This is a genomic window from Pseudomonas sp. St316 (genome assembly GCF_018325905.1).
In the GTDB taxonomy this organism is placed as follows: Bacteria; Pseudomonadota; Gammaproteobacteria; order Pseudomonadales; family Pseudomonadaceae; genus Aquipseudomonas.
Window position 1 is genome coordinate 6,338,891 of the sequence record NZ_AP021901.1, and the last position, 13,433, is coordinate 6,352,323.

Consider the following 13,433-nt stretch of genomic DNA (forward strand, 5'->3'; position numbering starts at 1 on the left):
TCTAATTGAGTCACAACGCAATTAGCCTTGCGATCTTGCTTACAGTTCGGCTCCTTCTCGGCACACGGAACGAACCAGAATGCTAGCAATCTCGCAAAACACCCCCTCCCGCCATTCTTCTGAAAACATTGACCCGCGCGCAAACCAAGCACCGCCTGAACGCCCCCGACAATTGGCATGCGGCGCGACAGACCGATCGATCACCCTCGTTCGAAATGAAGACGGTAGCGCCCAAGTCACAATGAATCGGCCGCCCATCACAGAACTGGTCCTGAGCGGCGGTGGCGCCAAGGGGGTGGCTTATTCAGGATTCGTCGATACGCTCGAGACCAGTGGCGTCATGGACAATATCAAGACGATTTCAGGCGCCTCTGCGGGAGCCATATCGGCCGCGCTGCTCGCCAGCGGCATGAATCATGTGGGCTTCGACAGGATCTCTGACGAGATCCCCCTCATTTCCTTGCTCGACAGCACCAACGCTACCGTTAAAACACTCCAGAACGGGTTGTCGAAGCTGGGCGAGAAACTGGCGAAACTCCCGCTGGCGCAGCTGCTGTGTGATTTGCTGCCACGCCTGGGCTCCAAAGGGATGCCACTGGAGGAACTGATCAGGGAAGAGGCCTGCTCGGCGCTTTTGCAGCGCTGCAGAGAACACCCAAAGCCGCTGTCCAAACAAGCGCAACAAGCCGTTGCCAATGTGGAAAAGAACCAATACGTCACCTTTGGCAACCTGGCAGTCCTGAGTGCAGAGATCTCGCAAATCAAGTCCGTGGAAATCACCGGCACCGCCATGTTCGAGGAAGGTACGCAGTTGGTGGTCTTCAGCGCGGGCCTGACCCCCGATATGGACATTGCCGTGGCCGCACATATCTCCGCGTCGCTGCCGCTGGTGTTCAGCAAGCCGACCCTGCATGGACAGCCGTTCCAACAGAAGGACACCACCACGGCATTCGCCGATGGTGGCATCCTGAACAACACACCGATACCTGCCCTCTATAACCCAGCGACCTCCATGAGTCCGATCCCGGAAAGCGAGCACTTGATCCTGATATTCGAGGCGCAAGAATCGGACCAGGAAAATCAGCGGGGTACGGGCATATCGGCCCTGATCGACAGAGTTCTCAAGGCCCCCCATACGGCCAGCTCTGCATGGAATGCCGAACAACTGAAGCAGTTTGTCGACCAGACCGTCGTCGTACCGCTGAAAACCGATAAAGGCGATTACCGTGGCCTGTTAAGTGGGACGGTCAATTTCAGCATGTCCAGGGACATCAAGAATCATCTCCAGGAAGAACTGCGCAAGGATGTCAAAACCCACCTGGACAAACGCAACGTCACGCAACAAACCTTTTCGTTTACCTCGATCGAGGCGGCCTTGTTGGCGTTGGGCGACAAGGATTTCAAGCAGCTAAGCGCAGAACTGGAAGACGACGAAGGCTGCGCCGAGGTGGTCGCCTTCAGACGACAGGCGCAGTGGGCACTGACGCAATTGAAGGAAGCGATCCGGGAGGCCAACAAGACGTCCACCGTGCTTGAACCCACGCCGCAGATGCACATGGCAATCTGGGCCCTCGATCAGCTTGCAGATCAACCCGGCAAGCTGGAATGGCTGGCCAAACGCCTCAATCACGGCAATGACCCGGACTTCATGCAATTCCTGCAAGCCGCCGCCGAGTGGGACAAAGGCGCGCCCGGCGCCCTTTCCGAGGTGACCCAGCAGGCTGCCGAGAAAATGCACCTGCAGGACATTGCCACGCGGATCTCCAACGTCGTGCAGCAGGTGCTCAATCCCGCACGCTTTCTCGGCGGCCAGCCCGATGGAAACATCAAGCTGATCAATGGGGCCATTCGGGAACTCCGGGAAGTGCAGGACCCGGGGAAGTCCAGCCATTCAAGCGAGCAAAAGGCCGCATTCAACCGATCGCTTGAACGGGTCGTCACGAACTACCGGTCTCGCTACACCGGCATGCCCAATCCGAAGTCGACAACCCGCCAGACGCTGCGCGACATGCAGTTCAAATAACCGCCGCTCAGGCCGGGAGCCCGGAATCAGGCTCCCGTTCACTCCGAGTCGCCGGGCCGCCTTGGCGGACCTGACGGCTTGGCGTTTGGTGGGCCTACTTCACTGCGAATCTGCGCATGGCTGATCAAGGCGAAAATGAAACTGCCGCCGATGATGTTGCCTGCCAATGTCGGCCCGGCGAACACCATCCAGAAGTCCTCCCACGACAACTGACCGGCAAATGCCAGGTAGGACACCTCTGCCGAGCCGACGACAATGTGGGTGAAATCGCCGAGCGCCATCAGGTAAGTAATGAGGATGATGATCCACATTTTGGCGCTTTCCATGGACGGGATCATCCAGACCATGGTGGCGATCATCCAGCCGGAAATGATGCCCTTGGCGAACATCTGGCCGGTGTCGTTCTCCATGACCTTGCGGCCGATCTCCAGGAAAGCCTGGTCGGTGCGCTGATCGAAGATCGGCAAGTGCAACATCACGTAGGCCACCAGCAAGGTGCCACACAGGTTTCCTACCAGCACCACACCCCAAAGTCGCAGTAACCGACCGAAGTTGCCCAATGTGGGCTTGCTCATGATGGGCAGCACGGCGGTCAGGGTGTTTTCGGTGAACAACTGCTGGCGGGCCAGGATCACCGCGAGAAAGCCGGCGCAGTAGCCGAAACTGGCGATTACCTTGAAGCCTTCGTGGTCCGGCAGCCGGGAGTTGAGCAACCCCATTGCCATCAGTGACAGGCCCATGGTCAAACCCGCCGCCAGGGCCGACCACCAGAGCGCGGCGATACTGCGCTCCAGCTCCTGATTGCCCTGGGTGCGGATGATTTCATGCAACACCGCGGCCCGCGGCGGCTGGTTGCGTTCGACTTCGTGCTGTTCCTGAGCTGAAAGGTCAGGGGTCTTGCCGTCTTCGTGAGTGTCCATACAGCTCCTGAGCCGGTGGCGTGATGTAGCTACGACACGCGGCGTTCAGAGCTGTTCAGTGGCGGGACCTGCTGTTCATCGCGACTTAAGACTTGAGGCGTCAGTAAAACCGCCATCGCGAGCAGGCTCGCTCCCACAGTGGTTTTGTGTCGTTTGCAGCATTTGTGGTCCAGACTCCACCCTGTGGGAGCGAGCTTGCTCGCGATGAAGACACTGCCAACCTCACTGACTGGTGATGTCGTCCTGGAACTGATCCTTGACGTACCTGATCTCGGTCCGCCCATGGGGTGCTGGCAAACCGTCTTCCCCAAGGTTGACGAAAACCATTTTCTCCACGGTCAGGATGCTCTTGCGGGTGATTTTGTTGCGCACCTCGCAGGTCAGCGTAATGGAGGTACGGCCAAACTCGGTGGCGGTGATGCCCAGTTCGATGATGTCACCCTGGCGCGAGGCACTGACGAAGTTGATTTCCGAGATGTACTTGGTGACCACGCGCTGGTTGCCCAGCTGGACGATGGCGTAGATCGCCGCTTCTTCGTCGATCCAGCGCAACAGGCTGCCGCCGAACAGCGTGCCGTTGGGGTTGAGGTCTTCGGGCTTGACCCATTTGCGGGTGTGGAAATTCATGATCACTCCTGAGTGTCTGGCCGTTGGATTGCTGCATCATGGCAGACCGCACGGTCAGGCTCTACGTCGCGACCCCTATAACGGTCATCGGCAATTTCGATTTGCCGACAGAAACCCTTTTGGAAGATCCGATTAGCCCGTTATAATCGCCACCGCTTTACCTCGGTCCACGCTTTGGACCGTTCCCGCCACCTGTCCGAGGGGCGCTGCAGCAGGCTCGACCTGTCAGGCTCGGATGGGGCGTTGTTCGTACGGGGCAACCTGCATGGACACTAAACGCACAACGGCGCCCATTCGCATACATTACGAATGGAGTCTCTTCATGAGCGCTGTTATCACGCCTGCCGATTTTACCGATTACAAAGTCGCCGACATGTCCCTGGCTGCCTGGGGCCGTCGCGAAATCATCATCGCCGAATCCGAAATGCCAGCCCTGATGGGCCTGCGCCGCAAGTACTCTGGCGAACAGCCATTGAAGGGCGCGAAAATCCTCGGCTGCATCCACATGACCATCCAGACCGCCGTGCTGATCGAAACCCTGGTTGCCCTGGGTGCCGAAGTGCGCTGGTCGTCCTGCAACATCTTCTCGACCCAGGACCAGGCCGCTGCCGCCATCGCCGCCGCCGGGATCCCGGTATTCGCCTGGAAAGGCGAGACCGAGCAGGAGTACGAGTGGTGCCTGGAGCAGACCATCCTCAAGGATGGCCAGCCGTGGGACACCAACATGATCCTCGACGACGGCGGCGACCTGACCGAGCTGCTGCACAAGAAGTACCCGGCCGTGCTGGAAAACGTCCACGGCGTTACCGAGGAAACCACCACGGGCGTGCATCGCCTGCTGGACATGCTGGCCAAGGGCGAACTGAAGATCCCGGCCATCAACGTCAACGACTCGGTGACCAAGAGCAAGAACGACAACAAGTACGGCTGCCGTCACAGCCTCAACGACGCCATCAAGCGCGGCACCGACCACCTGTTGTCGGGCAAGCAGGCGCTGGTGATCGGCTACGGTGACGTGGGCAAGGGTTCGGCCCAGTCCCTGCGCCAGGAAGGCATGATCGTCAAGGTGTCCGAAGTCGACCCAATCTGCGCCATGCAAGCCTGCATGGACGGTTTCGAGCTGGTTTCGCCGTTCATCGACGGGATCAACAACGGCACCGAAGCGAGCATCGACAAGGCGCTGCTGGGCAAGATCGACCTGATCGTGACCACCACCGGCAACGTCAATGTCTGCGATGCCAACATGCTCAAGGCCCTGAAGAAGCGCGCCGTGGTCTGCAACATCGGTCACTTCGACAATGAAATCGACACCGCCTTCATGCGCAAGAACTGGGCATGGGAAGAAGTGAAGCCCCAGGTGCACAAGGTTCACCGCACCGGCACTGGCAGCTTCGACCCACAGAACGACGACTACCTGATCCTGCTGGCTGAAGGCCGCCTGGTTAACCTGGGCAACGCCACCGGCCACCCAAGCCGCATCATGGACGGCTCGTTCGCCAACCAGGTCCTGGCCCAGATCTTCCTGTTCGGCCAGAAATACGCCGACCTGTCGCCGGCCCAGAAAGCCGAGCGCCTGACCGTGGAAGTACTGCCCAAGAAACTCGACGAAGAAGTGGCCCTGGAAATGGTCCGCGGTTTCGGCGGCGTGGTCACCCAACTGACCAAGCAACAGGCTGACTACATCGGCGTCACCGTCGAAGGCCCGTTCAAGCCGCACGCTTACCGCTACTGATCGGCGCTGCTCCCCTGTGGGAGCGGACCTGTGGGAGCAAAGCTTGCTCGCGATGCAGACACCTCGACCCCGCTATCGGACCGAGGCGATGCCAATCGCGAGCAGGCTCGCTCCCACATGAACCCGCTCCCACAAGGGATGTGCAAGCCTTACCGGCCTACGAGTTTCCAAGGATATGACCATGTCCCAAGACCGTCGCTACAGCTTCGAGTTCTTCCCGACGAAGACCGATGCTGGGCATGAAAAACTGATCGCCACTGCCCGTCAGCTGGCCAGCTACAACCCCGACTTCTTCTCCTGCACCTATGGCGCCGGCGGTTCGACCCGTGACCGCACCATGAACACCGTGTTGCAGCTCGAAAGCGAAGTCAAAGTCCCGGCCGCCCCTCACCTGTCTTGCGTGGGCGACAGCAAGGACGACCTGCGCAACCTGCTGACCCAGTACAAGGCCGCTGGCATCAAGCGCATCGTCGCCCTGCGCGGCGACCTGCCGTCGGGCATGGGCATGGCCAGCGGCGAGCTGCGCCACGCCAACGAACTGGTGAGCTTCATTCGTGAAGAAACTGGCGAGCATTTCCACATCGAAGTGGCTGCGTATCCGGAAATGCACCCCCAGGCGCGTAATTTCGAAGACGATCTGCGCAATTTCGTGCGCAAGGCCAACGCTGGCGCCAGCAGCGCGATCACCCAGTACTTCTTCAACGCCGACAGCTACTTCTACTTCGTCGAGCGCATACGCAAGTTGGGCGTCGACATTCCTGTCGTGCCGGGAATCATGCCGATCACCAATTACAGCAAGTTGGCGCGCTTCTCCGACGCGTGCGGTGCAGAAATCCCACGCTGGATCCGCAAGCAGCTGGAAGCCTACGGCGACGACTCCTCCAGCATCCAAAGCTTTGGCGAGGAAGTCATCACGCAGATGTGTGAGCGTTTGCTGCAAGGCGGTGCACCGGGGCTGCATTTCTATACCCTTAACCAGGCCGAACCCAGCCTCGCGGTATGGAACAACCTCAAGCTGCCACGCTGAATGATGCAATGCGGTTCGAACAAAAAAGGCCTTGGCAAACACCAAGGCCTTTTTCATTCAAGTGATCACAACGGCGCGCCCCTGCAATGCGCCGCATCGCTGAGCGCCGCCGAGCCATCCATGAATACCGGAGGCAGGCCACCAAGGCGCAGGCCAGAGCGCTCTAGCTATTTGATGAGTTCTCGTCGTAACCTCAGGCCATGCCCGTCATTGTCCAGCTGCTGACCGCCCTTCTTCTCTTGTGCCTGAGCATGGTTGCCCGGGCCGAGAAGTTGCGCATTGTCACCGAACCCTGGGCCCCGTATGTCTATGAAGAGAACAGCAAGATGCTGGGCCTGGACTACGAAACCACGGCCATCGTGTTCAAGCGCCTGGGCATCGACGTGGAATGGCAGTTCCTGCCGTGGAAGCGTTGCCTGGTGATGCTGGAGCAAGGGTTGGCGGACGGTGCGCTGGACATTTTCCACAGCGATGAGCGCGATGCCATGCTGCTTTACCCCAGCGAACCGCTGTCGGACGTGGAGTTCGTGATGTTCTACGCCAATGCCCGGCCCCATCCGTTTCGCACGCTCGATGACCTGGCCGGCCTGACCGTCGGCACCTCACCCGGTTATCTCTACAGCCAGGCCTTCAGTGAGTCGACCCTCTTCACCCGGGAAACGGCGCCCACCCACGAAGCCAATTTCGGCAAGTTGCAACTGGGACGGATCGACCTGCTCATCACCGACCGCAGGGTGGGCCGTTATGTCCTCGAACAGATGCAGTTGGGCGACCAGATCACCGAAAACCCGATGGTCGTGAGCCGCCAAAGCCAATACCTGGCGGTGCGGCGCAGCGCCGGGATGGACTTGCTGGTGCAGCGCTTCAGTGCCGAACTCAAGCGATTCAAGCGCGAACCGGCCTATGCCGAACTGAGCGCCCGCTACGGCGCCGGCCCGAGAGCCAAGGTCACCTCGCCCGGCCAGGATCAACGTTGAAATAAACCGTTGAGCAGCAGGAAAGCGGCGCACGGCGTTTGCTCTGTTATACTCCGGCCTTCCCGCCAGGCTCACGCCCGGACGCCCGGCCTTGCAAAAGGCATCCCGACACCGCTACAGCGCCGCCTACGGCCCGCGCGAGCCTTGTCCGGACACGCCTTCGAGGCCCGGCAGGACCGGACGGGATGACGTCTTTTTGTTGAACGTCATTCGCGCCAGGCAAGACTATCCCATTGGGCCAGGCCCTCACTAAAACAGGATTACTCATGTCCTTTGCTTCCCTCGGTCTCTCCGAGGCTTTAGTCGGCGCCATCGAAGCCGCCGGCTATACCCAGCCTACCCCGGTGCAACAGCGGGCCATTCCCGCCGTGTTGCAAGGTCGCGACCTGATGGTCGCGGCGCAGACAGGTACTGGTAAAACCGGCGGTTTCGCCCTTCCGATTCTGGAGCGGTTGTTCCCCAACGGTCACCCAGACAAATCCCAGCGTCACGGCCCGCGCCAACCGCGCGTACTGGTCCTGACCCCAACCCGCGAACTGGCAGCCCAGGTCCACGAGAGCTTCAAGATCTACGCTCGCGACCTGAAGTTCGTCAGCGCCTGCATTTTTGGCGGCGTGGGCATGAATCCCCAGGTCCAGGCCATGTCCCGCGGCGTCGATGTACTGGTCGCCTGCCCCGGTCGCCTGCTGGACCTGGCCGGCCAGGGCAGCGTCGATTTGTCCCACGTGGAAATCCTCGTGCTGGACGAAGCAGACCGCATGCTTGACATGGGCTTTGTCCATGACGTGAAGAAAGTCCTCGCTCGCCTGCCCGCCAAGCGTCAGAACCTGCTGTTTTCGGCGACGTTCTCCAAGGACATCACCGACCTGGCTGGCAAGCTGCTGCACAACCCGGAGCGCATCGAAGTCACGCCGCCGAACACCACGGTCGAGCGCATCGAGCAACGCGTTTTCCGCCTGCCGGCCAGCCACAAGCGTGCCCTGCTGGCGCACCTGATTACCGCCGGTGCCTGGGAACAGGTCCTGGTGTTCACCCGCACCAAGCACGGCGCCAACCGCCTGGCCGAGTACCTGGACAAGCACGGCCTGCCGGCTGTGGCGATCCACGGTAACAAGAGCCAGAACGCCCGCACCAAGGCCCTCGCCGACTTCAAGGCCGGCGAAGTGCGCATCCTGGTGGCCACCGATATCGCCGCCCGTGGCCTGGACATCGACCAGTTGCCTCACGTGGTCAACTTCGAGCTGCCAAACGTCGATGAAGACTACGTACACCGTATCGGCCGTACCGGCCGGGCCGGTCGTTCGGGCGAAGCGATCTCGCTGGTCGCACCGGACGAAGAAAAGCTGCTCAAAAGCATCGAGCGCATGACCAAGCAGAAAATTGCCGACGGCGACCTGATGGGCTTCGACGCCAGCACCATCGAAGCCGAGAAACCTGAAGTGCGCGAACGTCCGGACGTGCGTAATCCGCGCAATGCCCGTGGCCCGCGCGGCGACGGTCCGAATGGCGGCGGTGGCGGCGGCGGTCGTAAAGACAAAGGCAAGGACAAGGGCAAGGAAAAACCGGCCAGCAACAGCAATGGCCGTGGCGAACGCCCAGCCCGCGAGCAGAAGCCCCGCGAAGGCACTCCGGCCCGTGAACAGCAACGCCCGGCCCCGCGCGCCGCAGCCGATCGTGCCCCGGACGAGTTCCTGGATGACGATGTCGATAACTTCGGCAACCGCGTCGACTACGTGCCGCAGCAGAAACCGGCCCAGGGTCGCGGTCGCCGTCCGGGCGCCCCGGCACAAGGCGCTGGCGCAGCTGCAGGTGCAGGTGCACCGCGTAGTGGCCAGCCGCAAGGTCGCCAGAACGGTCCGCGCAACAGCAACGGCTCGTCCACCGGCACCCCGCCGGCCAAGCGCAGCGGCCCACGCAACGGTGCCCCACGTGACGGCCAGGCTCGTCGCGATGACACCCGCCCGCGCCGTCCGGCCCGTGACGACCAGCCGCGTCAGGAACCCGCCGTGCAGAACCCGCGCAGCAACCAGCCGAAGATCGTGCACAAGGAATCGAAAGCCGATCGCTTCCCGACGCCTGAACAGCTGGATCAACTGCCTAGCCGTCCACGGGGCGAAAAACCGGCATTGCTGACGCGCAATCGCTGAGTTTTTCCAAGCCTTGAAAAATGCCCCAGGTCTCGCGACCTGGGGCATTTTTTTTGGCCCAAGACAAATCCAAATGGGGGAGCGAGCTTGCTCGCGATAGCGGTACATCAGTCAACATCAAGTTGACTGGTAAGACCCCATCGCGAGCAAGCTCGCTCCCACAGGGGCCATCGTGTTGCCAAAATCCGAGCAATAAAAAAACGCCCCTGATCCCAAGACCAGGGGCGTTTTTTTGGCCCAACACAATTCCAAATGTGGGAGCGAGCTTGCTCGCGATAGCGGTACATCAGTCAACATCAAGTTGACCGGTAAGACGCCATCGCGAGCAAGCTCGCCCCCACAGGGGTCATCGTGTTGCCAAAATCCGAGTAATAAAAAACGCCGCTGATCGCAAGACCAGGGGCGTTTTTTGGCCCAACACAATTCCAAATGTGGGAGCGAGCTTGCTCGCGATAGCGGTACATCAGTCAACATCAAGTTGACCGGCAAGACGCCATCGCGAGCAAGCTCGCTCCCACAGGGGCCATCGTGTTGTCAAAATCCAAGCAATAAAAAACGCCGCTGATCGCAAGACCAGGGGCGTTTTTGTCAGGCGAAGGTTACTTCGCTTTGACACCTTCAAACGAGATGTACAGCTCAACGGCGTCGGATTGTGGACCCAGGTCCATCATCTTGCCGAAGTCAGAACGCTTGATGCTGGTGGTGCCTTCGAAGCCAGCACGGTAGCCGCCCCACGGATCCTTGCCTTCACCCAGGAACGTGGCCTTGACCACGATTGGCTTGGTCACGCCGTGCAGCGTCAGGTCGCCAGTCACGTCTGCGGTGTCTTTACCGTCAGCGTTCTTGCCGGTGGGCTTGACGCTGGTGGACACGAACTTGGCATCGGCGAACTTGCCTACGTCCAGGAAGTCCTTGCTGGCGATGTGCTTGTCGCGCTCGGCGTGGTTGGTGAAGACGCTGGCGGTACGTACGTTGAACTCGATCTTGCTGGCTTCAGGCTTGGCGGCGTCGAAGCTGAACTTGCCGTCGATGTCCTTGAAGGTACCGGTGATGTAGCTATAGCCCAGGTGGCTGATCTTGAAGTCGACGAAGGCGTGCTGGCCTTCCTTGTCGACAACATAGTCGGCAGCCATGGCCTGACCGGCCGACAGCAGGGCAGAACCGATTGCCAGGGCGGCGAGCGTCTTTTTCAACATGCTTTCTATTCCTTTGGAGTCGAGGTTGAACATCAGGCTTGGCGCCCCAGCATTCGCTTGAGGGTCGCGTCACGGTCGATAAAGTGGTGTTTCAAGGCTGCCAACGCATGAAGGCCGGAAAAAATCACCAGCGCCCATGCCAGGTAGAGGTGAATCTGGCCGGCGACGTCTGCCTGGTCGGGCAGTCCGGACACCAGCGCGGGTACTTCAAACAAACCAAACACCGGGATCCCGACACCGTCTGCGGTGGAAATCAGGTAACCGGCAATCATCACGGCGAACAACCCGAGATACAGGGCGCTATGACCGAGCTTGGCGCCGGCACGGGTGAGGCGGCCGTAGGTTGGCAGGGTCGGTGGTGGCGGGCTGACAAAGCGCCAGAGCACTCGCAGCAACATCACCGCCAGCAGCACCAGGCCAATGCTCTTGTGCAGGTCCGGCGCGTCTTTGCGCCAGGTGCTGTAGTAATCCAGGCCAACCATCCACAGGCCCAGGGCAAACAGCCCGTACACCGCCAGCGCAACGCCCCAGTGCACTGCGATACTGACCCAGCCATAGCGAGAAGAAGAGTTGCGTAGCTGCATTGCTCATATCCTGTAAAAACTGCGGTCAAGACTAGCGAGTTATCTATCGATTTAAAGCGGAAAATTTCGCTTTGAAATATCGAGAAATACGATCATCAGTCTGGAGGGGGTGGGTTAAGGAAAGATTAAAGCGAAACGGTGAGTGATGGCGAGGGGGTTAGGCAGCCTTTAGGGGCCTGCATGGACCTCATCGCGAGCAGGCTCGCACACACGAGACCGCGCAGAGGCTACCACCGCCGTCCAACTATTTTTTGCCATGCAATATATATATATCGCCATTTCCACTTTTACCCTTGATCAAATGAGCGCTCAACAACTCATTGAACAAGGTGAACAAAATGGCTGTTCCTTATACTCCTTTCAAAGCTAGCGGTTCGCCGCAATTACCCCCTAACCAGACGATGTCGGAGGGGCAATACCTAAAATCAAGCAATGGTCGGTTCCGATTAATATTGCAGGCCGATGGAGACTTGGTAATCAAGGAGTGAACGAGCCCCATGAAAGACAGGACACCGTTTCCCCCTTACGATAAGGGATAGGCAAACGGTTATGTTTATGACTAATAGCAACGATAAGAGTGGGGAGCTTTTGGGCCAGGAGCGGCGACGCCGCTGGAGTCCAGAGCAAAAGCTGGCCATGGTTCGCGAGAGCCTTGAGCCAGGGCAAAGTGTGTCGGTCGTCGCTCGACGCAACGGCATCAATGCCAACCAGTTATTCCTGTGGCGCAAGCTGTATCAGGACGGCAGCCTGTCGGCGGTCAGTGCTGGCGAAGCCGTGGTGCCGGCCTCCGAGCTGAGCGATGCGCTCAAGCAGATCCGTGAACTGCAACGGATTCTGGGCAAGAAAACGATGGAAGCCGAAATCCTCAAAGAGGCCGTGGAGATCGCCCGGTCGCGAAAATGGATTGCGCACTCACCCTTGTTGCCGGGGGACGACCAGTGAAGCTGGTCAGCGAATGTCTCGGTGTGGCGCGCTCGCAATTAACGGTTCGAATCAAGCAATCGGTATCGCCCAAGACACGGCGAAGCAGACCTGTGGACGACGCTGAGTTGGTGGTTGAAATCCAACAGCAGGTCAGCGAGTTGCCCAGCTATGGCTACCGTCGTGTCTGGGGATTACTGCGTCGGGAACGTGAAACCCATTCGCTGCCGGCGATCAATGTGAAGCGGGTTTACCGGGTCATGCGTGATCACAACTTGCTGCTGGAGCGTCGACTCAAACAGCCCGGCGTGCCGCGTCGGCACGAAGGCCGTATTGCCGTGAAAACCAGCAATACGCGTTGGTGCTCGGACGGCTTTGAGTTCCGCTGCGAGGACGGCGCCAAACTGAGCGTGACCTTCGCCCTCGATTGCTGTGATCGCGAAGCCATCGGCTGGGTGGCAAGCCCGACCGGGTACAGCGGCGATGATATCCGCGATTTGATGCTGGAAAGCGTGGAGAAGCGCTTCGGTGATCAATTGCCCACCACGCCGGTGCAATGGCTAAGCGACAACGGCTCGGCGTACACCGCCGAACAGACACGCCTGTTTGCTCGGCAGATCGGTTTGCAGCCGGTGACCACGCCAGTTCGCAGCCCGCAGAGCAACGGGATGGCGGAGAGCTTCGTGAAGACGATCAAGCGTGACTACGTGGCGCACATGCCCAAACCGGATCGGGAAACGGCGTTGCGTAACCTGGCAATTGCCTTCGAACATTACAACGAGCAGCATCCGCACAGCGCTTTGAAATATCGCTCGCCGAGGGAGTTCAGGCGCTTGGCGGCAGCATCAATTTAACAGGGAGTTGGTGTCCGGTTTTGTAGGGGCAAGTCCAAGGAGGGCGAAAAAATCATTTGGACGGCAAATGAGAAACAGCCTTACAGTGCCACGTTGTATCCAAGGAGGAGGAGTGTGCGTTTGCAATTCGTTGTCAGCAACAGCGGCTTTCTTCATGATCCGTTCAGACGGCGATTGTGGATCGCCGAAAGCACCCACAGCACAGACAAATCTTTATGGTACAACACTTATATGACCATGCAGGACGATGGAAACCTGGTCATTTTTGACATGCGAACAGGCAACCTCTGCTGGGCCCGCTTTGGCTTCGTTCCGGGACGTATGTCGAAGCCGAAGCGGGTGAGGATCCTGTTTGAGGACGTCCCAATTCATACGTGGTATTTTTCGTTACCTCGCCTCTAAAAACTTAGGTAATGTTGCTTAAT

11 protein-coding genes and 1 riboswitch are annotated in these 13,433 nt (G+C 59.5%); of the genes, 7 read left to right on the forward strand and 4 right to left on the reverse strand.

The annotated features are described in order from the left end of the window. Positions 1 to 79: 79 nt before the first annotated feature. The gene (locus KI237_RS28275; protein ID WP_212797959.1) at positions 80 to 2,023 is read left to right on the forward strand and encodes a patatin-like phospholipase family protein; all 1,944 of its coding nucleotides are present in this window, start codon (positions 80 to 82) and stop codon (positions 2,021 to 2,023) included. A 38-nt stretch (positions 2,024 to 2,061) separates the two neighbouring features. On the opposite strand, the gene KI237_RS28280 is transcribed toward KI237_RS28275, so the two are convergent. Next, positions 2,062 to 2,943, reverse strand: coding sequence for a formate/nitrite transporter family protein (locus tag KI237_RS28280; RefSeq protein WP_212797960.1), 882 nt, complete (start codon positions 2,941 to 2,943; stop codon positions 2,062 to 2,064). Between the two features lie 222 nt (positions 2,944 to 3,165). After that, positions 3,166 to 3,570, reverse strand: a complete 405-nt coding sequence (locus KI237_RS28285; RefSeq protein WP_210641722.1) for an acyl-CoA thioesterase — start codon at positions 3,568 to 3,570, stop codon at positions 3,166 to 3,168. Positions 3,571 to 3,762: 192 nt separating this feature from the next. Then, positions 3,763 to 3,869: riboswitch (S-adenosyl-L-homocysteine riboswitch) on the forward strand. Between the two features lie 23 nt (positions 3,870 to 3,892). Here KI237_RS28285 and ahcY point away from each other — a divergent pair. The 4 genes from ahcY to rhlE2 all read left to right on the forward strand — a co-directional run bounded on the left by ahcY (position 3,893) and on the right by rhlE2 (position 9,453). After that, positions 3,893 to 5,302, forward strand: coding sequence for an adenosylhomocysteinase (gene ahcY, locus KI237_RS28290; protein ID WP_212797961.1), 1,410 nt, complete (start codon positions 3,893 to 3,895; stop codon positions 5,300 to 5,302). Between the two features lie 181 nt (positions 5,303 to 5,483). Next, positions 5,484 to 6,329, forward strand: coding sequence for a methylenetetrahydrofolate reductase [NAD(P)H] (metF, locus tag KI237_RS28295; RefSeq protein WP_212797962.1), 846 nt, complete (start codon positions 5,484 to 5,486; stop codon positions 6,327 to 6,329). 200 nt (positions 6,330 to 6,529) lie between these two features. Then, positions 6,530 to 7,306, forward strand: a complete 777-nt coding sequence (locus KI237_RS28300) for a substrate-binding periplasmic protein (protein ID WP_212797963.1) — start codon at positions 6,530 to 6,532, stop codon at positions 7,304 to 7,306. A gap of 266 nt (positions 7,307 to 7,572) precedes the next feature. Continuing rightward, positions 7,573 to 9,453, forward strand: a complete 1,881-nt coding sequence (gene rhlE2 / locus KI237_RS28305; RefSeq protein WP_212797964.1) for an RNA helicase RhlE2 — start codon at positions 7,573 to 7,575, stop codon at positions 9,451 to 9,453. A gap of 599 nt (positions 9,454 to 10,052) precedes the next feature. Here the strand turns inward: rhlE2 and KI237_RS28310 are convergent. Together KI237_RS28310 and KI237_RS28315 are read right to left on the reverse strand one after the other, a co-directional pair. Beyond that, positions 10,053 to 10,649, reverse strand: coding sequence for a YceI family protein (locus KI237_RS28310; RefSeq protein WP_212797965.1), 597 nt, complete (start codon positions 10,647 to 10,649; stop codon positions 10,053 to 10,055). Between the two features lie 32 nt (positions 10,650 to 10,681). Next, on the reverse strand, positions 10,682 to 11,233 hold the full coding sequence (locus KI237_RS28315; protein WP_212797966.1) for a cytochrome b: 552 nt from the start codon (positions 11,231 to 11,233) through the stop codon (positions 10,682 to 10,684). Positions 11,234 to 11,788: 555 nt separating this feature from the next. Between KI237_RS28315 and KI237_RS28320 the strand changes: the two genes are divergently transcribed. After that, positions 11,789 to 13,008 (forward strand): IS3 family transposase gene (locus KI237_RS28320; protein WP_376741864.1). Its coding sequence is split into 2 segments (ribosomal slippage): positions 11,789 to 12,134 and positions 12,134 to 13,008, totalling 1,221 coding nucleotides; the frame shifts between segments, so codons are not numbered across the junction. A 114-nt stretch (positions 13,009 to 13,122) separates the two neighbouring features. After that, positions 13,123 to 13,410, forward strand: coding sequence for a PQQ-binding-like beta-propeller repeat protein (locus tag KI237_RS28325; RefSeq protein WP_212797967.1), 288 nt, complete (start codon positions 13,123 to 13,125; stop codon positions 13,408 to 13,410). The last annotated feature ends 23 nt before the right edge of the window (positions 13,411 to 13,433 follow it).